This window comes from Pseudoalteromonas sp. SWN29, assembly GCF_015864465.1.
Classification (GTDB): Bacteria; Pseudomonadota; Gammaproteobacteria; order Enterobacterales; family Alteromonadaceae; genus Pseudoalteromonas.
The window spans coordinates 46,780-70,280 of sequence record NZ_JADYXE010000002.1 but is presented as its reverse complement, the minus strand read 5'-3'; the positions used below and the strand labels follow the sequence as shown (position 1 = coordinate 70,280).

Here is a 23,501-nt window from a genome sequence, read left to right as displayed (position 1 = left end):
AAAAAAAAAGCGCTAAATTCTATCAAAATAGCGCTCAGTTAACAATTGTCATTGTGCGGTAAAGCTAAACTAAAAGGGGTTTAGCTTTACAAAGAAGTGCTTTATAAAGGAAGAGAAGTACTGCGTTTTACACATGTCATTGTTACGTTAGAATGTACTTCCTGTACATATTCTAAGCTTAACAAGTTATCGCGTACAAAGTGCTCATATCCTTCAATGCCTTGTGAAATTATGCGCAGCATAAAGTCCATTGTTCCGGCCATTGTGTAACACTCTGTGACTTGATCGTAACTCATTATAAGTTTTTCAAATTCAGCAAGGTTCTTTTTACCGTGGTTTGATAAACGCACATGTGCGTATACCAGCATATCAAAGCCAAGCTTTTTCTCATCTAAAAGAGCCACTTTGCTTTTTATATAACCATCTTGCTCTAGCTTGGCAATTCGACGCCAGCATGGAGATTGAGACAAGCCTACTTTATCTGCAATTTCTGCGGTTGATAAACTAGCATCTTGTTGTAAAAGTGCCAATATTTGGCGATCTACGTGATTTAGAGACATTTTATTTCTTATTTATCAAATAAACTGGTTAAATTATACAGCCATTTTAAAACACAGTCTGCTTATTTTTAATTTTTATACAGTTAACTAACCTTCAATAAGTTATTTAACCAAACTTACCTCTGACAAAGGGATTTGTTTGTTTTTCAAAACAGACTGTCGTGTCGCTTCCGTGTCCAGCTAAAATTTTAGTGCTATCCGGCAGTGTAAGAATTTGCGTTTTAATTGATTCAATAAGTTGCTCACTATTCCCCTTAGGAAAATCAGTGCGCCCTACTGAACCCTTAAAAATAACATCACCTACAATAACGCACTCGTGCTCTTGTTGATAAAACACAATGTGACCGGGTGTATGCCCCGGGCAGTGTTTCACTACAAAGCTAAGTTTACCTACGCTTACGGTGTCGTTATGGTTTAACCAAATATCTGGATAAAACGGCTCAATAGCTTTAAACCCGAACATTTGTGCTTGCATAGGCAAGTTTTCAAACCAAAAGTACTCATCTTTTTGTGGACCAATAATTTGTACGTTAAATTGATTTCGCAAAATATCTGCCGCACCCACATGATCTAAATGCCCGTGCGTTAACCAAATAGTATTTAGTTTTAATTTATGCTCATTTAGGGCCGCGATTATTTTTTCTGCATCGCCACCAGGATCCACAACTACCGCTTGTTTAGTTTCGCTACACGCAATGATACGGCTATTCTGTGCAAATGCAGTGACGGGTATAGTTATTATTTGCATATTAGATTTCTTTACTTTTTTGATCCGGGATAACCACTTCTTCTTCGAATGACATAAGTATCGGATACTTTAAGTACGCTTGATCATAAAATGGACTTTGCTCATATAACCAATTTAATCTCGCATCTGCGTCATTCGCGAATGATTTATCTTTAAGCTTCTCGTCAAACTTAAGCGCTAACTTTGGATTGTCTTTTAGCATTTGGCGTGCGAATGGAATTAGCGCATAATTTTCCATGTACTCAGTACGCTGAAAAATTGTATTAAATTCTCCCCAAGCAAAGAATGAATCAGGTGCTTCAGGGTGCAACAAATGCACAGCAAGCTCACCTGCTTTTTGTTGGGTATTGACTTGATACCAGCCATCTAAATCGACATTAATAGCAGGCACATAATCAAAAGTTGCTGATACTCTAAAACGTCCTTCAAAAGGTGCTTTATCAAACGTATAGTCTTTTACTTTAGCCACTTTTAAAGGCTGTGTATTCGCCCCTTCAAGTTTATTAATAGACACACCGTGTAGCTTTAACTTTTCAACAATATTGCCATATACAGGCGGGATAAAAAACGCTTTAGGGACCTCAACTGTGTGCTGTACATCTTTTTGCCAATAAATAGGTAAGTCGGTATAGGTGCGTGCTTTACCTAAATACTTAACTTCATTTTGGCCAGAAAGTGCATTCATGCTTGTTGAGTACTCAATGCCTTTAAACTGTGCAATTGTATCAGCTTGCTTTGCATAACCACGTTTTACTATTAACTGTTTAGGAACAAACGCTTGTTCTTTTTTTACCGCATTAGCTAATTCATGGCTGTGCTTTGATAGCGCATTAATGGCGCCATCTAAAAAGACGTAAGTCCCTAATACACGTTGCTTGTAAGGTTTTAATGAGTGGTTTTCTACTAAAATTGTAGGTAATGATTTTAAATCGCCCCAACCATTTGAAAAACGTGGTGTAGCAACCCACCCCGCTAACCCTTTTTTAAAGTCGCGCTTGTCCATAACAAAAACAAGTGGCCCTGGGGTGTGGCCTTGTTCAGCCAGTGTATCGTCAATCAGAGGTTTAAAAAACTGGTTTAAAGCGTCAGATACCGCAGGCGATTCGCTTGAAAATACCGGATTGTAGCCATAGGTCACATCGTATTGGTAATCTGCCCCATCGGTAACATGTACATCAATGTATAAATTTGGGCTGTAGTCGTTAATAACCTTTAAAACACTTCTGACTTCTGGCGTATCAAGTTTAGTAAAATCGCGATTTAAATTAAGGTTGTTTGCATTTGTTCTAAAGCCCATTTTAGCAGGGCCTCGTTGGTTTATACGATTAAATACACTGCTACGTTCGTGCCCATCTACATTTAAAATAGGAATAAATAATATGTTTACCTTTTTTAAAATATCACGACGCTTACCCGTCGCTATGTCTCTAAGTAGCATAAACATGGCATCTTTACCGTCTATTTCACCAGAATGAATACCTGCCTGAATAAAAATAGTCGGCTTTGTACTATTAGCCATTTGTCTTGCTTCAAAAAAGCCTTGCTCACTGGCAATTAGCATTTTTATTGCACGCTTGCTATTACTATAGCCAATGATTTGAGATTGAAACTGAGTCGGATTTGCAGCAACTAACCTATCTACAAATGCCATTGTATTTGCATAATTTGGTGACGCTTCACCTGAAGATAATTCAAAGTCGGTAGTTAACGGACCTTCTTTTTGTAAAAGCTCTACACTTTTTCCCTGCCACTCTATGAGTGGAGGTAAGTGCGCGTCATACGCCACACTTGCAGATAAAACTAGTAAACTTGCAAACATAAAATTCTCTAACAAACGCCTCAATTATATAAATTATATCAACTAAATTTTTTATAATGAGGAAACTGCGGTGATTCAACAAAAAAATACAGCCAATTACATGTCACTCATTCACCCATGTCTTTTAAGGCTTTATAACACGATTAAGTACAGTAATTCATTACATTACTATTTATAAACCCAATTTAAAAAACACATAAAACAACTCCGCTAAATTATTAAAACAAAAGTGTAAGTTACTAAATTACAGGCACAAAAAAAGGAGCCATAGGCTCCTTTTTTAATACTTATATGAAAAAGCTTAAGCGGCTAGGCCTTCTTTTGCTTTTTCTACAAGCGCTGCGAATGCAACTTGGTCATAAACAGCGATATCTGCAAGGATCTTACGATCGATTTCTACAGATGTCTTTTTAAGACCATTGATAAAACGGCTGTAAGACAGACCATTTTGACGTGAAGCAGCATTGATACGTGCAATCCATAATTGACGGAAAGTACGTTTCTTCGCACGACGGTCACGGTAAGCGTATTGACCCGCTTTAGTAACAGCCTGGAAAGCTACGCGGTAAACACGTGAACGTGCTCCGTAGTAACCTTTTGCTTGTTTTAAAACTTTTTTGTGACGTGCACGTGCGACAACGCCGCGTTTAACTCTTGCCATTTCTAAAAACCCCTATTAAGCGAACGGTAACATACGTGAAACTAGACCATGGTCATTTTTATGAACCATCATCTTAGGACGTAGGTGTAACTTACGCTTAGAAGTTTTCTTAGTCAGAATATGACGAAGATGCGCTTGTTTACGCTTGAAACCGCCAGAAGCAGTCTTTTTGAAACGCTTAGCAGCGCCACTGTGACTTTTTAGCTTATAAGCCATTGCAATAACTCCAAATTGTATTGCTTTTAAATTAGTAAGCAGGCGTGAGATATATTTCTATAGCTCCACTTTTAGGCCTAACTTACTGCCATGTTCCGGTGAAGACCCAGCATAAATGCCGCAATCTTACTTTAAAACCGGTTAACTCAGGTGAATATTCGCATATTACTTGCAGACCTGAGCTAATTTCGGTGCGTATTATCGCTTAAAAATTATTTTTTAGCAACAGGCGCCATCATCATAACCATTTGGCGACCTTCAACACGATTTGGGAAAGACTCGACTACTGCAAGTTCTTCTAAATCGGCTTTGATACGGTTTAATAATTCTATACCAATTTCTTGGTGAGCCATTTCACGACCACGGAAGCGGATAGTAATCTTAGCTTTATCGCCAGCTTCTAAGAACTTACGTAAGTTGCGAAGCTTAACCTGATAATCACCTTCATCCGTACCAGGACGGAATTTGATTTCTTTTATCTGGATTTGCTTTTGCTTCTTCTTCTGTTCTTTTAGTTCTTTGCTTTTTTCAAAGATGAACTTACCGTAATCCATGATTCTACAAACAGGCGGCTCAGCGTTTGGACTGATCTCAACAAGATCAACACCCGCTGCATCGGCCATAGTTTGCGCGTCTTGTAATGACTGAATTCCAGCTTGTTCGCCTTCAATGTCAATTAAACGAACTTCTTGCGCTGTAATTTCTTCGTTAATACGATTTTTTTGAGCTGTTTGTTGCCCTTTCTTGCCGCCTCTAATAGTACGTTCCTCCAAGAATATCAATAATATAAGCGTGTAATTGGCTGTTTGTTAATGCCTTACACGCTCGATTTTTACTGTCGATTTTTAATTTCTTCGCTAATTTTAGCTACAAAATCATCGACATTAAATTTGCCTAGGTCTTCACCTGTGCGAGTACGCACTGCTACTTCTTGTTGTTCGACTTCTTTATCGCCAACAACAAGCAAGTATGGAATACGCTTAAGTGTATGCTCACGGATTTTAAAGCCAATCTTCTCATTTCTCAAGTCAGCAGCGGCTCTAATTCCAAGTTTATTTAATTTTTGTACAACTTCTTTAACATAAGGAGCCTGTTTATCGGTAATATTCATGATTACCGCTTGCTTTGGCGCAAGCCACGTCGGGAATAAACCAGCGTACTCTTCTGTTAAAATACCAATAAAGCGTTCAATAGAACCTAAAATGGCACGATGTATCATTACAGGTGTACGACGTTCGTTATTTTCTGCTACATAAGTAGCGCCTAAACGACCCGGTAATGCAAAGTCTAATTGCACTGTACCACACTGCCACGCTCTGTCTAAACAATCGTACAAAGTAAATTCAATTTTCGGACCGTAAAAAGCACCTTCGCCTGGAAGATAATCAAATTCAATATCGTTTAGCTTAAGTGCTTCGGCTAAAGCAAGCTCTGCTTTATCCCACATATGGTCTTCACCAATGCGTTGTTCTGGGCGAGTTGAAAGCTTAACTACAATCTTCTCAAACCCGAATGTCTCATATGTATCATAAACCATCTTAATACACGCTGAAACTTCGTCCATTATCTGCTCTTCGGTACAGAAAATATGAGCGTCATCTTGTGTGAAGCCACGTACACGCATTAAGCCGTGTAATGCGCCTGATGGCTCATTACGGTGACAACAACCAAATTCAGCCATACGAAGTGGTAAATCACGGTACGATTTTAAACCTTGGTTAAAGATTTGCACGTGACCTGGGCAGTTCATTGGTTTGATTGCGTATTCACGCTTTTCAGACTCAGTGGTAAACATTGCTTCTGAATACTTTTCCCAGTGACCTGATTTTTCCCAAAGTGAACGGTCCATCATCATTGGACCTTTTACTTCTTCGTACTCATATTCACGTAATTTTTCACGTACAAATTCTTCAAGCTCGCGGTAAATGCTCCAACCATCGTTGTGCCAAAATACCATGCCTGGCGCTTCTTCTTGCCAATGCCATAAATCAAGCGCTTTACCAATACGACGGTGATCGCGTTTTTCAGCTTCTTCAAGGCGTTTTAAATACGCTTTAAGTTGCTTTTTATCGCCCCACGCTGTGCCGTAAATACGTTGTAGCATTTTGTTGTCTGAATCACCACGCCAATATGCACCTGCCACTTTCATTATTTTGAAGTTTTGGCAAAATTTCATGTTAGGAACGTGAGGCCCACGACACATGTCTACATATTCTTCGTGATGATATAACCCTGGACGGTCATCTTTAGCAATGTTTTCGTCCAATATTTCTATTTTGTATGTTTCGCCACGCGCTTCAAATGTATCGCGTGCTTCTTGCCAGCTTACTGTTTTTTTCACTACGTCGTAGTTTGTTTTAGCTAGTTGCAACATACGCTTTTCAATTGCTTCAAGATCATCTTGTGATAATGAATGTTCCATATCGATATCGTAGTAAAAACCGTTATCAATAGTAGGACCAATTGCCATTTTTGCGTCTGGGAAAAGTTGCTTAACTGCATGACCAATTAAGTGAGCACAAGAGTGACGAATAATTTCAAGGCCGTCATCGTCTTTTGCGGTGATGATCTCAAGGCGAGAATCTTCACAAATTTTATCACATGCATCAACACGGTCGCCATTAACACGACCGGCAATGGTCGCTTTAGCTAAACCAGGACCAATATCGTTTGCAACATCAAGCGTGCTTACAGGGTTTTCAAAACTACGTTGACTTCCGTCTGGAAGAGTAATAACTGGCATTATAAATCCTTACTACAGTGGTGACACCTACAATGTATCACGTGTATTTTTATTAAATTAAATGAGAATGGCTCGACAACGCTTTTACGAATAAGCATTGACTAATTAATGTAGATGACGAGTCTATTCAACTACAAGCATATATTGTCGCGTGCTGTGCATTTAATTACAAGTTTAAAGGGGTGAAATCCACCCATTTTGAGCACAAAATGTAGCTTTTAGTGCAAAAAAAATCATTTAATTAAAATATAAAAGCATCAACGCGCTAATTAAGCACCTACAACTATACCTGTACTCGCATTTTAATGTACGTTGCGTATAATACTGCGTAATTAAGTTATTTTAGAGAATAGACATGAGAACATGTGGTGTAGAAATTACCGGTAGTGATGTACTACTTTGTATTTTAAGTAAAGATAATGACGTATTTGATATTCGCGATGTGCGCCAAACACGCTTTACCTTAGGTAACGGTAACGACACTGAAGTAATGCGTAAATTTCAATTTGATTTTGCAAAACTAATGCAAGACTACCAAATTGATTCTGTTGCAATTCGTGAGCGTCAGCCAAAAGGTAAATTTGCTGGCAGCGCAAAAGGATTCAAAATGGAAACTGCAATTCAATTAATCGACAATTTAGATGTACGTTTATTTACCACGACCGAAATTAAAGAACAGGTTAAGCGTAATCCTATTCCTATTGATTTTGAAGAAACGGGTCTTAAAAAGTACCAAGAAAATGCATTTGTAAATGCCTACGTTTATATAATGAAAAAAACATACCGCAGCGACGAAATGTAAACTCATTGCTCGTTTAAAAACGCGTACTTACTTTGTAAGACGCGTTTTTTTGTGTCTAAAAAACATGATTAGATTTTATAAAGGTACTAAGACATTAGTCTAACCACCCTTCTCTTTGTCGACAATATGTGTTTATTTTAACTTTGTAGTTTACATAACTCACACACATTTTCATGGAGAGAGCAATGCACACACACACTATTGCGGTAAAAGAAGTAGAACAAATAAATCACTTACCGTTATCGCAAAGCTATTTTAAAGGCATACAAAGCACACCTTTAACAAATTCAACCATTGGCGAGTACCTTGACCTTATTGTCGACAAAAACCCAGAGGCTTTAGCCGTTGTCGTTCATCATCAAGATATTCGTTTAACATATAAAGAGTTTCAAAAAGAAGTTAATCAACTTGCTATGGGCTTACTGGCCCTTGGTGTAAAACCAGGAGAGCGCGTTGGTATTTGGTCTCCCAATAATATTGAATGGTGCTTAACCCAGTTTGCAACAGCTAAAATTGGCGCAATAATGGTGTGTATTAACCCTGCATATCGCCCTAACGAATTACAATACGCCTTAAATAGTGTTGAATGTTCAACCTTAATCACAGCATCAAACTTCAAAGGCAGTGATTATTTAGAAATGCTTAATAGTTTGGCTCCAGAACTTGCAAGTTGCGATAAAAACAAACTTAATTTAAAAGCACTGCCCACTCTTAAAAATATAATTCGTATCGGTGATGAAGAATCTCCTGGTATGCATGCGTTTAATGATGTTATTAACTTGCCAACATCGGCACATGAGCTTGAACTAAAAGCAATAGGTGCAAACTTAAATGCAGAGCAAGATATCAATATCCAATTTACATCGGGTACAACAGGCAACCCAAAAGGCGCAACGCTTACACATAAAAACATTTTAAATAATGCGTTATTTGTTGCTGAGTCTATGCACTTTACAAGCGATGACAAATTATGCATTCCGATCCCGTTGTATCATTGCTTTGCTATGGTACTAGGTAGCTTATTATGTGTTAGCAAAGGTGCTGCAGCCATTTACCCAGGTGATTCGTTCGATGCAAAAACTACCCTTGATGTAGTGCAACAAGAAGGCTGTACAGCGCTGCATGGTGTACCCACTATGTTTATTAGTGAGCTTGAACTAAGTAACTTTAACGATTACGACCTAAGTACTTTGCGCACGGGTGTAATGGCCGGTTCAACATGCCCTGAGCAAGTAATGCGAAAAGTGCAAACACAAATGAACATGCATCAAGTGCTCATTGCTTACGGGCAAACTGAGTGCAGCCCCATAAACAACATTACCGAAACAGATTCATCAATAGAACGCCAAGTAACGACTGTTGGCCGTGCGCTTGCGCATACCGAGGTTAAAATTATTGACGAATTGGGTAACATTCAACAAATTGGTCAACCTGGAGAGGTGTGTAGTAAAGGTGCAGGTATAATGCGCTGCTATTGGAATGACGAATCGAAAACAAAAGCCACAATAGATGACAGCGGTTGGCTACACTCTGGCGATTTAGGTGTAATGGATACAGAAGGGTTTGTCACCATAGTCGGCCGTATCAAGGATATGATTATTCGCGGCGGCGAAAACATTTACCCTCGCGAAATAGAAGAAGTACTTTACACCTACCCGGGCATTCAAGATGCTGCCATATTTGGTATAACAGATGAAAAGTATGGCGAGGAAGTGTGCGCTTGGATCCAACCAAAAGAAGATGCAGTGCTTGATGAGCAAGCAATTCGTGAGTTTTTAAAAGACAAACTAGCCTACTTTAAAATGCCACGACATATCCGCTTTGTAGAAAACTACCCAATGACAGTAACAGGTAAACTGCAAAAATTTAAAATGCGAGAGCAAATGCAAGAAGAGCTAAGCGACAAAGCCTTCTCCTAATTTTTCTCTACAAAAAATCTGAACTCTGAATAATCAATCTACCTCAGCAACGATTAAAAAGCACAGTCAATTGGCTGTGCTTTTTGTGTGCTGGATTTATTATAAATCTAACATTCTCTTTTTTAAACGTTCTAAATCAATCGCACTTGAGCGTACTGTTAATTTAATATGGCTATATTCATACTCTTCTTTAACCACACTCATACTTGATCGAATTTCGCCTACTATACCTTTCGCGGTGTACGGTATAATAACGTCTTCTTCAATCATGTCCTCTTGAGCAATATCAACAATATATTTATGCAGTTTACTAATGTCGTCAGGGTTACGAGTAGAGGTCATCATCGCATCAGGAAACTCTTCCATCAGCGATTGCTGTTGCTCAGTACTTAATTGGTCTGATTTATTCAGCACTAATAATTTTTTGCTGCCTTCAACACCGACCTCTGCCAGTACTTTATGTACTACTTCAAGTTGTGAGCGAAAAGAAGGGTCTGACGCATCAACAACATACAAAAGTAGCGACGCATCATGTGCTTCAGCGAGCGTTGAGTGAAACGAAGCAACCAAATCGTGAGGTAATTTTTTAATAAAACCAACAGTATCTGATACGAGTATACGAGGCTGTGTAATGGGATATAACGCACGAACTGTAGTATCTAGCGTAGCAAAAAGCTTATTTTCGCCTTCTACATCACTGCCTGTAATAGCACGCATCATTGATGACTTACCCGCATTGGTATAACCAATTAAAGCCACTGAAAATAGCTCAGAGCGCTGCGTTCGTCTGTCCATCATTACATCTTGAACACTAACAAGTTCGCGCTTTAATTCTGCTAGCTGGTCACGTACCTTACGGCGATTTAGCTCAAGTGTGGTTTCACCCGCACCTTTACCCATTTGGCGTTCTTTATCACCGGTTGATGTTTCACGAAGTCGAGGCGCTACATAATTAAGACGAGCAATTTCAACTTGTAATTTTGCTGTTTTAGTTCGCGCATGGCGGCTAAATATTTCAATAATTATGCCGGTACGGTCAAATACCTCCACACCTAACTGGTTCTCAACATTACGTAGTTGAGAAGGCGTTAAATCGCAGTCAAAAACCACTACATCGGCACAAGCAAAATCTAAATCGTCTGATGGGATTTCTGACGGCATGTCGGATAATGGATCGTCATCAAGAACATTTTCATCCTCTTGCTCTTCTGCAGCAGACCCTTTATTACCAGTAAGGTGCGCTATTTCTGCTAGTTTGCCTGAGCCAAGTACATTAACCTTTTGGGTAGAACTTTGCTTTTGCGATTGAGTACCTACTACTTTAAACCCTAAAGTAGTCACCAAGCGCGCAAGTTCTGCAAGCGACTCTGTAGCTTCGTCACCTTTAAACTGTGGTGTGCTAATAGAAATAAGTAAGGCGTTTGGAAGTGATGCTTTTGCAGTTGTTTGCATAAATTTTTGTGTTAATGCACTAAGGTGCAAACCTATTTTTCATTCGAAAGTAAGTTGATCCTACGCTGTTATAGCTCAGCTTTATAGAGTTATAATTAACTAATCACATTTATAACTAAATCTAGCCACAATTAGGTATAAACTTATGGCTAGATTTGGCATTTAATCGTGTTTTTTATCGAATCTTTCCGAGAAAACCCATTGATCGACGCGAAGCGGCGTCGATGGGTAGTTCACACTACGCCTTGCTCAATCATTGCATCTGCAACGCGCCTAAAGCCTGCAATGTTAGCGCCTAATAAAAGGTTTCCAGGCTCACCAAATTCTGTAGCGGTGTCGTTAGCGGTAACAAATATATTTTTCATAATTTGCTTTAGCTTTTCGTCAACCTCTTCAAAGGTCCAGCTTTGCATACTCGCATTTTGTGCCATTTCTAATTGGCTTGTTGCAACGCCGCCAGCATTTGCGGCTTTACCTGGCCCATACGCAATTTTTGCAGCAATAAAGCTCTCAATAGCCTCTTTTGTAGAGGGCATATTTGCGCCTTCACTTACTAATAAGCAGCCGCCGGTTAATAATGCGTTTGCATCGCCCTGTGTTAATTCATTTTGTGTGGCGCATGGAAAAGCAGCGTCTGCGTTAAATCGCCAAACAGCATGCCCATCTTTAGGGTAGTCATTTACAGCAATATAAATAGCATCGGGGTGAGTTTGTTTGTATGTACTTAAACAATCACGCGATTGCTCTTTTAAACACTTAATAAGGTCTAAATCTATACCCGACTCATGATACACAGTGCCACGAGAGTCGCTGCAACTTACTGGTGTTGCCCCCATTTGATAAAGTTTTTCCATAGCATAAATAGCAACATTACCTGCGCCCGAGACTAAACAGCGCTTACCTTGTAGGCTACCGCCGCGTGCTTGTAGCATGTAGTCAGCAAAATAAACGGCGCCGTAACCCGTTGCTTCTTTGCGTACTAGCGATCCGCCCCATAACAGGCTTTTGCCTGTTAATACGCCTTCATAGCGACCAGTTAAACGTTTATATTGACCAAACATGTAACCTATTTCTCTTGCTCCTACACCTATATCTCCAGCGGGTACATCAGTTGTAGGGCCAATATGGCGATAGAGCTCGCTCATAAATGATTGGCAAAAGCGCATTATTTCAGCGTCAGAACGCCCTTTTGGATCAAAGTTAGCCCCGCCCTTACCACCACCAATTGGTAAACCCGTTAAAGCATTTTTAAATATTTGCTCGAAGCCTAAAAACTTAATGATGCTGGCATTTACACTGGGGTGAAAACGTAAACCACCTTTATAGGGGCCAAGTGCAGAATTAAACTCAATTCTGTAGCCTTTGTTCACCTGAATATTACCTTCGTCATCAACCCAAGGAACTCTAAACATAATTTGACGTTCAGGTTCAATTAAGCGTTGAATAATGGCATTTTTTTTGTATTTTTCTGAGTTTTCTAAGATAGGTTCGAGTGATTCAAGTACTTCTTCAACAGCTTGATAAAACTCGCATTGTGCAGGACTACTACTTTTTAATTGTGCGATTGTACTATGGATATAATTCATAATTATTCTTCCGTGTTAATAATAAAAGTATGTATCAGATGTTAAAGTAAACGTGATCAAGTTTATGATTCATGCTTTAAAGTCTTAATTTAATATGATTAACTGCTACCTTAGCATGGAAAGTTAAGATATTTAACGTTCAGTACTTGAATTATTTTTGATTGGAAGTTTGATTTTTATTTATTAAAGATGAATTTAAATTCACAACTGCACGTGAAAATTCATGCAAGGCTAAATTGTAATTTTTTTAAAAGGGAATTTTAGAAGTATTAGGTTAGGTGTGGGTTTGTTTAAAAATATAACAATTAATGGGCTTTATACTGCATTGCGATCGCAAAAAACCCATTAACTAAAAGCTGATTAGTTAAAACCAGTTACTCAGCAGATTCTTCTGGACGGTGCTGCTTTTGAACACCAGTTAAAAACAAGCGTAGTATTTGATCGTTACAAACACGGTAATGTTTGTTGTCTACTTTACGAGAAAATGCGCTTAACTCATGTTTACTTAAATCAAAATCAACAAGTGCCAGTGTTGCAATAACATCTTCTGCTTTCATGTTTAAAGCAATACGCAGCTTCATGAAGATAATATTGTTATTTAGCTTTTTCTCAGGCTCTGGTTGCTCACCTTCGCGTTTGCCACGTTGGGTGTTAATAAACCCATTTAAAAAGCTAGCAAACTCAGTATCACTTATTGGGGTAAAAGCCTCTTCACCTTCTTTAGTTAACCATGCAATTACTTGCTCTTTGGTAACAGTATGCTCTGCTGATGCAAAAACATTGACCATAGCAGTATCAGTTAAGTTAAAAGTGTAGCGAATGCGGCGTAAAATATCGTTATTAGTCAAAGTAAATCCCAAAGTGAGGTATAGCAACCAAGCAGTTATTGCTTAATTTTAAATAAGCACCTAGTTTAACAGGTTTACTAATACCACCCTATTAATTTTTATTTAAGCTTCTTATACCTAATTACCTAGCACCTTGGCAGGATCTACGCGCGTTGCTTGCCATGCAGGATAAATAGTGGCAAGTATCGCAAGCACAAACGTAACAATCACTGTAATACCAATGTCTTCAAGTGCTAATTTACTTGGTAAAAACTCTATAAAATAAACACCTTCAAGCGGGTTAGCACCAAATAATTGGCTTATCCAGGTAAATAGCTCGCTTATGTTAAGCGCCAATACCACTCCAATTAATGTCCCGAGCGCGACACCTACAAATGCTTGCATTAAGCCCTGCATTACAAAGGTGGCTAAAATAGTGCTGTCTTTTGCGCCCATGGTTTTTAAAATAGCAATATTGCCTTGTTTTTCGCGCACTTCCATCACCAAAGACGACACAATATTAAAACTAGCTACCGCAATAATTAAAAACACCACAATATAAACAATAGTACGTACCATTTGAATATCTTGATAAAGGCTGCCTTGCGTTCTAAACCAGCTAGAAATATACACATAGTCATCAATAGTTTGGCCCACTTTTAGCGCTATTTGATGCGCCGAAAATACATCATCAACACTTAATCGTAGCCCTGTTACTTGGGTTTCGTCGTAACCTAATGCTTGCTGCGCTTTATTAAGATGAATAAACGCAGCGGTACTATCAATTGGGCCGCCCATTTCTATGATACCCGCAAGGTTAAGTGTTACGCGTTTAGGTGCTAATAATGACTTACCTTTTTGGCTTATTTGGGGAATAAGCAACGTAATATTATCGCCGACTTTGGCATCTAACTGTTTTACTATTTGCTTGCCTAAAATGACGTCATCAAGGCCTAACTGGCTCACTAATTTACCGCTAGTAAACTGGTTTACTGCCGATACATTACTCTCGAGCGATGGCTCTACACCACGAATTTCAACCGCTTTTAACTGGCTTTTATATTGCGCCATACCATTGACAGCAATAAATGGCGCAGCCCCTGTTACATGCGGTTGTGTTTGTAAGTCCTCAACTTTTTGCGACCAATTTGCAATAGGCCTACTTGGTGCTACATATTCAACCTGCGGCACAACGCTTAGTAAACGGTGTACTAACTGCTGCTCAAAGCCATTAATTACCGACAGCGCCACTATTAAAACCGCGACCCCTAATAAAATACCAATGGTTGACGCTTTAGCGATAAAACTAACAAAGCCGTTTTTTTCGTCTTTATGGCCTGAGTAAGCTCTAAAGCGTTTACTTAAAAATGCACTAAGCAACATGCTGCGACTCTTTAATAGCTAGTTTTCCATCATCTAAATACGCTATTTTACCCAGCTTATCGGCAAGCTCTAAATCGTGTGTAACCACTACAAAACTCGTGTTTAAACTTTGGTTTAGCTCGTTAATTAAATCGTAAATTTTAATCGCATTTTGTTTATCTAAATTACCGGTTGGCTCATCAGCAAGCACAAGCGCAGGTTTAGTAACCAGTGCGCGGGCAATTGCCACGCGTTGGCGTTCTCCACCAGAAAGTGCAGACGGTTTATGCGAGCTGCGATGTGCAAGGCCTACTTTTTCGAGTATATCGAGCGCTTGTACTTTGGCCTCTTTTGCACTTAAACCTTTAATTAATAATGGCATAGCTACGTTTTCTACCGCGCTAAACTCCATTAATAAATGATGAAATTGATAGATAAACCCTAAGTTTTGGTTTCTAAATGCGGCTTGCTCTGTTCGCGAAAGCTTGGCAACTTCTTGGTTTTTGATTTTAGCGCTACCCGAACTTGCGGTATCTAATGTACCAAGTATATGTAAAAGCGTACTTTTACCAGAGCCTGAGCTACCCACAATCGCGAGCATTTCGCCTTGCTGCAAAGCTAAATCAACGCCTTTTAATACTTCAACTTGGTTGTTGCCGTCTTGATAAATTTTACTTAAATTTTCACAACTAATAACTAAATCATTCATAACGTAATACCTCTGCTGGTTTTACTTTTGCGGCTTTACGCGCAGGATATAAGGTAGCTAAAAAGCTCATAGCAATACTGGCAAACGCTATTATTACTAAACTCAAAATATCAAATTTTACCGGAAGCTCTATACCTGCAAGTAAGTTTAAACCTACTAATGCCAGTAACTCATTTATATACAAACTAAATATAACACCTAAAAACGCACCTATTGCAGTACCAATTACACCGTTATATAAGCCTTGTACCATAAATACTTTTTGTACTTGGGAAGGCGTTAAACCTAACGTTTGTAGTATGGCTACCTCACCTTGTTTTTCACTCACCATCATGGTTAAAGCCGATACAATATTAAACACAGCCACCAATACAATAAGCGCAAGCAACATCGACATAATGCGCTTTTCCATAGCAACGGCTGCAAATAAAGTCCCTTGGGTACTGCGCCAATCACTATAATTATGATCATTTAAAATAAGCTGGCTGGCTTCAATAAATTCATCTAGCTCGAACGGTTCGTGCAACGAGATACTTAAATTAGGGGCGGTGTTTTTATCAAGCTTAAGCACGCGTTGCAGCGAAGCGCCGCTGGTAAACGCAAGTGCCATATCGATTTCAGAGCCGGTTTCGTATATTGCGGCAACTTTAAATAAACGCTGGCTAGGTACTCGCCCAAGTGGCGTATAAGTTGAAGCGTTAGGCATAATAACGCGCAGCTTATCACCCACGCTAACGCCTAATTTACGGCTCAAATAACGGCTTATTGCAATGCTGTAGTTTTTGTTAAGTACGGTTTTCCAATCGCCTTGCACTATTTTGTCGGTTATTTTATATAAAGAGCCGTTATCGTCGTAAAGGCCTTGCAGTAAAACGCCATGTAAATCTTTATTAGTTTGTAAAATAGCTTCGCCGTGGCGGTATAAGCTTACATGGTCAACATAGGGAGATTGTTCGAGGTCGGTTTTTAGGGTATTCATTTGTGTAGCGGTATGTGCTTCCGCTTTTATTTCAACATGAGGAATAAGCCCTAGCATGTTCGTTTTTAAGCTATTTTCAAAGCCATTCATTACACTGCTGACCGTAAATAAAGCCATTAAACCAATAGCGATACCGGCAATAGAAAAAAACGATATAAACGATATAAACGCATTTCCCTTAGAGGAGCGACTATATCTAAGCCCTATAAATAAGCTAACCGGTTGAAACATATTATTTTTAACACTTATCCTAAAAGTATTGAGCAATAGTAGCACGAAAAAAGTGCCTTTGGGTATGACGTAAAATGTAAGAAATAATTTAAAAATCTGATACTTGGCTATATTTAAAGCAATATGTATTTAACCATTAACTCGCGGTTAAGCTTTAAGTCCTGCGACTAAATAATCGAGTAATACGCGTACATTAGTGGCCACAAACTGCCTTGGTGGATACACGCCCCATACACCCTCTTGCTGTGGTTGATAAGCAGTTAGAATAGGGACTAATTCTCCAGAGGAAATTTCGTTGCCAATGTAGTAGTCGGGTAACTGTACAATACCGAGCCCCTTTTTTGCGCCATCTACCAGTGCCCAACCGCTGTTACACTGCAAACGGCCCGCAATTTTAATGTGTTTATCGCGCCCATTTTCGTTTACGCGCCAATAACTACTATTACCAACCAAACATTGATGATTATTTAATTCACCTAAAGTATGTGGCTCGCCAAAACGCCTTAAATATTCAGGCGCAGCACACATAATAAAGCGCCTTGCACTTAACCTGCGTGCTTTTAAGCTTGAATCTTTTAAATGCCCTAACCTTATTGCTAAATCAAAGCCGCCTTCTAGCAAGTTTTCTTGCTCGTTGCTTAATGTGGCAACAACTTCTACCTCAGGATGGTCATACATAAAGTTATTCACTAAAGGCATTATGAACGTTTCCCCGTACATAACCGGAGCCGTGAGTTTAATTTTACCTTTTGGTGTAGTTTGGTGCGTGGCAAGACCTTGCGTTGCTTCATCCATTGCATACTGTAAGTGCTTTATTTGATGTAAATACGCTTCACCCTCTTTAGTCAAAACGACTTTACGAGTTGTACGGGTTAAAAGTTGAGTATTTAAACGTTGCTCAAGCGCTGTTACATGTCGGCTAATATGCGCAACCGACAGCCCAAGCGTTTTAGCCGCTGCGGTAAAACTGCCCTCTTCACCTACCGCTATAAACTCATCTATCCCATCCCAACGCGCCATTATTACCATACTGTAAAAGTGTTTTAATAAATCAGAGATTATCATTGTTTGAGAAACAAATACAATAGCTACATTACCCAAGCAAATTGGGTCTACAATTATTATCTAACCACTACAAAGGATAAACACATGTCAGAATTTATTAAATCAAAAGCAGCTATTGCTTGGGGTCCTAATCAACCACTTAGCGTTGAAGAAGTTGATGTGATGATGCCTAAAAAAGGCGAAGTAATGGTAAAAATTACCGCTACTGGTGTATGTCATACCGATGCATTTACATTATCGGGTCAAGATCCTGAGGGCATATTCCCTGCTATTTTAGGCCATGAAGGCGCAGGCGTTGTATACGCAATTGGCGAAGGCGTAACCAGTGTTGAAGTTGGGGATCATGTTATTCCTCTATACACTGCTGAATGTGGCGTGTGTAAAATGTGTACTTCAGGTAAAACTAACCTATGTTCAGCCGTGCGCGAAACTCAAGGTAAAGGCCTTATGCCAGATGGCACAACACGCTTTTTTAAAGACGGTCAGCCAATTTATCACTACATGGGGACATCAACGTTCTCTGAGTACACAGTACTTCCAGAAATCTCACTTGCTAAAGTAAACAAAGAAGCCTCTTTAGAAGAGATTTGTTTACTAGGTTGTGGTGTTACAACAGGCATGGGTGCAGTAACAAACACAGCAAAAGTAAAAGCTGGCGACACCGTGGCTATATTTGGCTTAGGCGGCATTGGTTTATCTGCCATTATTGGCGCAAAAATGGCAGGCGCTGGACGTATTATTGGTGTTGATATAAACACCACTAAATTCGATTTAGCGACAAAACTTGGTGCAACTGATTTAATTAATCCAAAAGATTTTGATAGGCCAATTCAAGAAGTTATTGTTGAAATGACTGACGGTGGCGTTGACTACTCGTTTGAATGTATTGGTAATGTTGATGTAATGCGCTCTGCGCTTGAGTGTTGTCATAAAGGTTGGGGTGAGTCGGTAATTATTGGTGTAGCCGGTGCTGGCCAAGAAATATCAACCCGTCCGTTCCAACTGGTAACTGGGCGTGTATGGCGTGGTAGTGCATTTGGTGGCGTTAAAGGTCGCTCACAACTACCTGAAATAGTAGAACGTTATATGGCTGGCGAATTTGCTCTTAACGACTTTATTACCCATACAATGGGCCTTGAAGATATTAACGAAGCATTTGATTTAATGCACGAAGGTAAAAGTATTCGTACAGTCATTCATTACTAATAACTGCTAAGCACGTTTAATAATAAGCCGTAATACTTTTAAGTAGACGGCTTTTAAGGATTAAGTATGTTAGAAAATATCTCAAGTGTAAAAGTGTCTGGCGGTTGGCATAAACAATATACTCACGCTGCAACAAGTACACATTGCACTATGCGCTTTGCCGTATTTTTACCGCCTGGTGCAAGTGAGGCAAACAAAGTACCGGTGCTTTATTGGTTATCAGGTTTAACCTGTACAGACGAAAATTTTATGCAAAAAGCCGGCGCATTTAAAAAAGCAGCTGAGCTGGGTATTGCTATTGTAGCGCCTGACACTAGCCCGCGCGGCGAAAACGTCCCCAATGAAGACAGCTACGATTTTGCACAAGGTGCTGGCTTTTACGTGAATGCAACGCAAGCTCCTTACAACACCCATTTTAATATGTACGATTATGTTGTTAGTGAGTTACCGGCTCTTATTGAACAACACTTTCCCGTCACAAGCACAAAGGCAATTAGTGGACATTCAATGGGCGGGCACGGTGCATTAATGGTCGCGCTTAAAAATCCTAAAGCATACGTTAGTGCATCTGCGTTTAGCCCTATCGTTAACCCAATAAACTGTCCGTGGGGCGAAAAAGCATTTACGGGATATTTGGGCAGTGATAAATCGCTTTGGGCACAGTACGACACGTGCGAGCTTATGAAAAAAGCCAAACAAACTGATTACTTACCGATGCTGACTACTCAAGGCGATGCTGATGGTTTTTTAGAGGAGCAACTTAAACCACAAAACTTAGTGGCTGTTGCTAACGAAAAGAGCTACCCGCTAACACTAGAGATGCAAGAAGGTTACGATCATAGTTACTTTTTTATAAGTAGTTTTATTGACCAACACTTATTATTTCATCATCAGTTTTTAACTGCTTAGTGTGAGATTCGTTAGTGTGTAGAGATGACTTTTCTACCTCTACACACTCTTTTAGACTTTTAGTGACCTGCCTACATACTTGCGTTGTAGTGCTTTCCCCCTTCACTAGGCTAACAAGAGCCGAATCTATTTTTAATCCCATATCAGTAAAGTTAAATCCGTTTTTATCTGTAGGTACTGGATCTAGTGGGTTTTTATAAGGCTCTGAACGAGCAAGACTATTATTATATTTATTATCACGCGCATTTGACTGTGCTTGGCCGTCAATAATAGCGCCGGCAACTGTGCAGCCACTTAGGTAAATAACACATAAAAATAAAGTTAGCGTTTTCATGATTCATCCTGTTCAAAAACATTACCTATATTATATACAACTTTAAAAGTAGCATTGTAAAAATATGTAAGCATGATTACTTAAACTCATTTATAAACTCTTTTGTAAAACCCACCAGCTGAAAAATAAAAATAACTAAAAATGGCAAAGCGCCAATAATCGCAACACTTCTGTTTAACGGTTCGTTATTTTGCACTAACAAAACAAACGCACATAAACCTAACGCAAACGACCAAGCATATAAGCTCCATGTTTGATCTTCACTTGCACCACTTAATTGGCGAATTACCAAAACAGCAGAGTCTGCTGAAGTTGCTACAAAAATAAGTAACAGTAATAAGCTTGACCAAATTAATAAACCACCTTGCCACCCTAGCTGCTCAAAAAATACAAATAGCCCTTGTGTATAATCGGCTTTAATAGCCGCTAAAATACCTGCATTATGCGTTTGATCCCACGCAATCGCAGAGCCCGAAAACACACTAAACCAAATAATGGTCACAAGGGTTGGTACAAATACAACACCAACAATATATTGCCAAACTGGGCGCCCTTGGCTTATTTTAGCTAAAAACACACCAACAAACGGACCCCAAGCTAACCACCAAAAATAGTAATTGTATGTCCAACCTGTTGCCCATGCGGGGTCATTAAGTACACTTTCAAACTGCCATGTACCTGTGGTTATGAGCTGAATATAATCCCATGTACCGCCTATTGCTATGTCTATAATTGGCTTTATAGGCACAAAAATTAATAGCCATACTATAAGTGCAAATGCTAAAAACACATTAAATTTACTAAGAGTTTGAATTCCTTTTTTAAGCCCCAACTTTGCAGAAATAGTATAAAGCAGCGCAATTAAACAAATTATAATAAGCCCCGAACATAAAGCCGATTCAACCCCTAGCTCAAGCTCGAGCCCTTTACGCAGTAATAAAGTTGAATTAGCAATTGTGCCCACGACACCAAAAAATATTGCAAGTATGGCAATTAATTTAATGCTAAAGCTCAGCTGTAACTGCCAAGCCCGATTAATAACGCTTTTAGTTGCACTGATCACAGGAGCGCTAATATCGCCCGCTGTACCACTATTGCGAGTAAGCCCACCTAATACCAAGCCAAATACTGCATAGAGCGCCCATGCATGCGCGCCCCAATTAACTAGTGTAAGTGCCAAACCACTTGTTTGATTGTTAGGATACAAGCTTTGCTTTAAAGGCGAGTTAACCGTGTGTAGTGCAGGCTCTGCTACTCCCCAAAATATAAGTCCTGAGCCCATTCCTGCTGCAAACAACATAGAAAGCCAACCAAAGGTACTAAACTCAACAAGTGCTTGCGCTCCTCCTATTTTTCGTTGCCCTAATGGGCTTATAGCAATAGCTATCACAGAAAAAAGTAACAAGTTTACCAATATAAAAAATGGCGACCCTAAATAACCTAAAATTTTATTAATAGCGGGTTGTAAGTGCTCTGTGAGTAATTCAGGAAATAAAAAAGCAATAACAGATAACCCAACGCAAAATAGTAAGGCTGTTTTTTCAAGCTTAGTGGGTGTGCTTAATGTTTGATTTAAAGGCAAGAGATTCACATAGGTGTCTTTTAGTCTGGATAAAAGAATACGGGGCTTTAAAACTCAGATCAAATTAACTATTGCGTAAAATAGTAATAAAAACATGTAAAAGTTTCCTCAATAATTCTTGTTAAATATAGGTATTAACAATAAACCATTGATTACTAGTCATTTATTCCATGGCTTGCTGTTTGCTTATTATTAACAAAGTTAACCAGCACAGGCTCAATAATGGAAATTGATTTACAGTGGAATGAAATCATTGATAACTTAATACACTTAGGTATTGCATACCTACTTGCACTACCCATGGCATACGACAGAGAGCGTAGTAATGATGGCGCAGGCCTTCGTACCTTTCCTCTTGTTGCTGTTGCATCGTGTGGGTATGCATTAATTGCTATGTCGGTTTTAGATGGCGCAGAAGCTCAATCAAAAATGTTGCAAGGCATCATTACTGGTATTGGTTTTATTGGCGGTGGCGCAATTTTGAAAAATAATAAATCAACCTCCGGCACAGCAACCGCAGCAAGTATTTGGAATATGGGTTTAATTGGTATAGCCGTAGCGTACAGCCGCTACGAAATAGCCATTTTACTTGCCATTATTAACTTTATAACGCTTAGGTATGTAAAAAAGTTTAAGTAACAGTTTTTTTAATAAGTATTGCAGCAAAATTCCAATGCATTGTTTGTATAGCCAAGACTTATTAATGCAATAACTCCCCATAATTTATATGTGGGGAGTTACAATTTTTATAAAAAGCTTTCACCGCTTTGCTTAAGTGTAATTGTTTGTGCTTGAGCGCTTTTTATTAATAATCCACAACGCAAATCATTTTTCGAAATAACAATTTTATCAATTGTATTAATGTCATAGTCAACGACTTTGTTTTCGCATCTAAGTTGCACTTTGCTCAGTGGTAATTCTGATTCTAATTTAACCTCAGACTTCGACATCATAGGCATTACAGCTTGTTCTGAAGCTAAACTAAATTGTTGTTTTATATCGCCAGAACTTTTATAAATGTCATTAACTTGAGCTAATAACTGTTCCTTATTTTGCTGTGTAAAAGTGATGGATTCAATATTGCCTAACGCATCTATTGCGTCATAGGCACGTACAAAATCTTGTTTTGATATAAACCATTGTAATGCATTTTTTATCACACGCTTTTGAATTTGATCTGGTAGGTTACCTCTAAATAAAAACGCTTCATTGATGTGCTGATCAAAGCTCTTCCAATCTTGTACAAAATAACTGTGCTGGCTTTTAAGCCACGCAAGCAAAACAATCTCAACCGTATTTTTTGTATGTTCGTTTTCTAATTCATCGATAAGGGTTTTAGCTTCATCGAATTGTTTGTCATCTATGAGTTTACTTGCTTGCTTGTAATCATTAAAAAAACCACGCGATGCCTTATCATTTGAAAAACCTGTATGTAAATTTTGCGAGCTCACAGTAATCGTTTTTGCTACAGGTATAGTCTCACCATTTAATTTTGCACTTTTATAATTGAGCTTGGACACGTAATCCATTACTTCTCTTTGGTATTTTTTTTGCCCAACCGTAGCTACAATTTCTATATCGCTAACCTGTCCATTTTTATCAACCACATAACTGCTTAAGTTAATTCCCTCTAGTCTTGAGGCACGTGAAGAGGTATTAGTGAGCTGATCGTAGTTTTTATTAATTACTTCTGCAGGAACAAAGTCATCAGCAAAAACAGAGTATTGAGTAAAAGCAGACGTTAAAGAAAGCGCTAATATGAGTTTTTTCATCGGTTTATCCATCCTAGAC

General features: G+C 38.9%; 22 protein-coding genes. 5 read left to right on the top strand and 17 right to left on the bottom strand.

Translation table 11 applies throughout. The annotated features are described in order from the left end of the window. Positions 1-101: 101 nt before the first annotated feature. The 7 genes from I6F53_RS01050 to thrS form a co-directional block, all read right to left on the bottom strand. Positions 102-560: an Lrp/AsnC family transcriptional regulator gene (locus I6F53_RS01050; RefSeq protein ID WP_007375323.1), complete on the bottom strand. Its 459-nt coding sequence runs from the start codon at positions 558-560 to the stop codon at positions 102-104. A 106-nt stretch (positions 561-666) separates the two neighbouring features. After that, positions 667-1,308: an MBL fold metallo-hydrolase gene (locus tag I6F53_RS01045; RefSeq protein WP_166419056.1), complete on the bottom strand. Its 642-nt coding sequence runs from the start codon at positions 1,306-1,308 to the stop codon at positions 667-669. Between the two features lies 1 nt (position 1,309). After that, complete coding sequence (locus I6F53_RS01040; RefSeq protein WP_166419057.1) at positions 1,310-3,127, bottom strand: M14 family metallopeptidase; 1,818 nt, start codon at positions 3,125-3,127, stop codon at positions 1,310-1,312. A 301-nt stretch (positions 3,128-3,428) separates the two neighbouring features. After that, positions 3,429-3,788, bottom strand: coding sequence for a 50S ribosomal protein L20 (gene rplT, locus I6F53_RS01035; RefSeq protein ID WP_002960711.1), 360 nt, complete (start codon positions 3,786-3,788; stop codon positions 3,429-3,431). Positions 3,789-3,803: 15 nt separating this feature from the next. Further along, positions 3,804-4,004 carry a 50S ribosomal protein L35 gene (gene rpmI / locus I6F53_RS01030; RefSeq protein WP_002960713.1) on the bottom strand — a complete coding sequence of 67 codons (201 nt, stop codon included), beginning with the start codon at positions 4,002-4,004 and terminating at the stop codon, positions 3,804-3,806. A 212-nt stretch (positions 4,005-4,216) separates the two neighbouring features. Then, a complete protein-coding gene (gene infC / locus I6F53_RS01025; protein ID WP_002960714.1) occupies positions 4,217-4,777 on the bottom strand; it encodes a translation initiation factor IF-3 in 561 nt (186 codons plus the stop codon). Between the two features lie 59 nt (positions 4,778-4,836). Continuing rightward, positions 4,837-6,747, bottom strand: coding sequence for a threonine--tRNA ligase (thrS, locus tag I6F53_RS01020; protein ID WP_166419058.1), 1,911 nt, complete (start codon positions 6,745-6,747; stop codon positions 4,837-4,839). Positions 6,748-7,102: 355 nt separating this feature from the next. Between thrS and I6F53_RS01015 the strand changes: the two genes are divergently transcribed. After that, complete coding sequence (locus I6F53_RS01015; protein WP_007582681.1) at positions 7,103-7,549, top strand: DUF3010 family protein; 447 nt, start codon at positions 7,103-7,105, stop codon at positions 7,547-7,549. Between the two features lie 185 nt (positions 7,550-7,734). Further along, entirely contained in the window at positions 7,735-9,468 is a 1,734-nt protein-coding gene (locus I6F53_RS01010) for an AMP-binding protein (protein WP_166419059.1), read from the top strand. 99 nt (positions 9,469-9,567) lie between these two features. Here the strand turns inward: I6F53_RS01010 and hflX are convergent, their stop codons facing one another. The 7 genes from hflX to I6F53_RS00975 all read right to left on the bottom strand — a co-directional run bounded on the left by hflX (position 9,568) and on the right by I6F53_RS00975 (position 17,634). After that, positions 9,568-10,920: a GTPase HflX gene (hflX, locus tag I6F53_RS01005; protein ID WP_166419060.1), complete on the bottom strand. Its 1,353-nt coding sequence runs from the start codon at positions 10,918-10,920 to the stop codon at positions 9,568-9,570. A 233-nt stretch (positions 10,921-11,153) separates the two neighbouring features. Then, entirely contained in the window at positions 11,154-12,506 is a 1,353-nt protein-coding gene (gdhA, locus tag I6F53_RS01000; protein ID WP_197238220.1) for an NADP-specific glutamate dehydrogenase, read from the bottom strand. A 374-nt stretch (positions 12,507-12,880) separates the two neighbouring features. Further along, entirely contained in the window at positions 12,881-13,354 is a 474-nt protein-coding gene (locus I6F53_RS00995) for a DUF1456 family protein (RefSeq protein ID WP_002960721.1), read from the bottom strand. Positions 13,355-13,471: 117 nt separating this feature from the next. Continuing rightward, positions 13,472-14,716: a lipoprotein-releasing ABC transporter permease subunit gene (locus I6F53_RS00990; RefSeq protein ID WP_166419062.1), complete on the bottom strand. Its 1,245-nt coding sequence runs from the start codon at positions 14,714-14,716 to the stop codon at positions 13,472-13,474. Next, a complete protein-coding gene (lolD, locus tag I6F53_RS00985; RefSeq protein WP_166419063.1) occupies positions 14,706-15,404 on the bottom strand; it encodes a lipoprotein-releasing ABC transporter ATP-binding protein LolD in 699 nt (232 codons plus the stop codon). Before lolD ends, I6F53_RS00990 begins: the two co-directional genes overlap by 11 nt. Continuing rightward, the gene (locus tag I6F53_RS00980) at positions 15,397-16,614 is read right to left on the bottom strand and encodes a lipoprotein-releasing ABC transporter permease subunit (protein ID WP_166419064.1); all 1,218 of its coding nucleotides are present in this window, start codon (positions 16,612-16,614) and stop codon (positions 15,397-15,399) included. The genes lolD and I6F53_RS00980 overlap by 8 nt, the downstream gene beginning before the upstream one ends. 147 nt (positions 16,615-16,761) lie before the next feature. Continuing rightward, the gene (locus I6F53_RS00975; protein ID WP_197238219.1) at positions 16,762-17,634 is read right to left on the bottom strand and encodes a LysR family transcriptional regulator; all 873 of its coding nucleotides are present in this window, start codon (positions 17,632-17,634) and stop codon (positions 16,762-16,764) included. Between the two features lie 129 nt (positions 17,635-17,763). Between I6F53_RS00975 and I6F53_RS00970 the strand changes: the two genes are divergently transcribed. Next, positions 17,764-18,885: an S-(hydroxymethyl)glutathione dehydrogenase/class III alcohol dehydrogenase gene (locus I6F53_RS00970; protein ID WP_166419066.1), complete on the top strand. Its 1,122-nt coding sequence runs from the start codon at positions 17,764-17,766 to the stop codon at positions 18,883-18,885. Positions 18,886-18,951: 66 nt separating this feature from the next. Further along, positions 18,952-19,794, top strand: coding sequence for an S-formylglutathione hydrolase (gene fghA, locus I6F53_RS00965; RefSeq protein WP_166419067.1), 843 nt, complete (start codon positions 18,952-18,954; stop codon positions 19,792-19,794). Here the strand turns inward: fghA and I6F53_RS00960 are convergent. Continuing rightward, positions 19,748-20,128: a hypothetical protein gene (locus I6F53_RS00960; RefSeq protein WP_166419068.1), complete on the bottom strand. Its 381-nt coding sequence runs from the start codon at positions 20,126-20,128 to the stop codon at positions 19,748-19,750. The genes fghA and I6F53_RS00960 overlap by 47 nt on opposite strands. A 76-nt stretch (positions 20,129-20,204) precedes the next feature. Beyond that, on the bottom strand, positions 20,205-21,719 hold the full coding sequence (locus I6F53_RS00955) for a BCCT family transporter (protein WP_331460743.1): 1,515 nt from the start codon (positions 21,717-21,719) through the stop codon (positions 20,205-20,207). Positions 21,720-21,932: 213 nt separating this feature from the next. Between I6F53_RS00955 and I6F53_RS00950 the strand changes: the two genes are divergently transcribed. After that, positions 21,933-22,349: an MgtC/SapB family protein gene (locus I6F53_RS00950; RefSeq protein WP_024590122.1), complete on the top strand. Its 417-nt coding sequence runs from the start codon at positions 21,933-21,935 to the stop codon at positions 22,347-22,349. Positions 22,350-22,456: 107 nt separating this feature from the next. On the opposite strand, the gene I6F53_RS00945 is transcribed toward I6F53_RS00950, so the two are convergent. After that, the gene (locus I6F53_RS00945; protein WP_197238218.1) at positions 22,457-23,482 is read right to left on the bottom strand and encodes an energy transducer TonB; all 1,026 of its coding nucleotides are present in this window, start codon (positions 23,480-23,482) and stop codon (positions 22,457-22,459) included. Between the last annotated feature and the right edge of the window lie 19 nt (positions 23,483-23,501).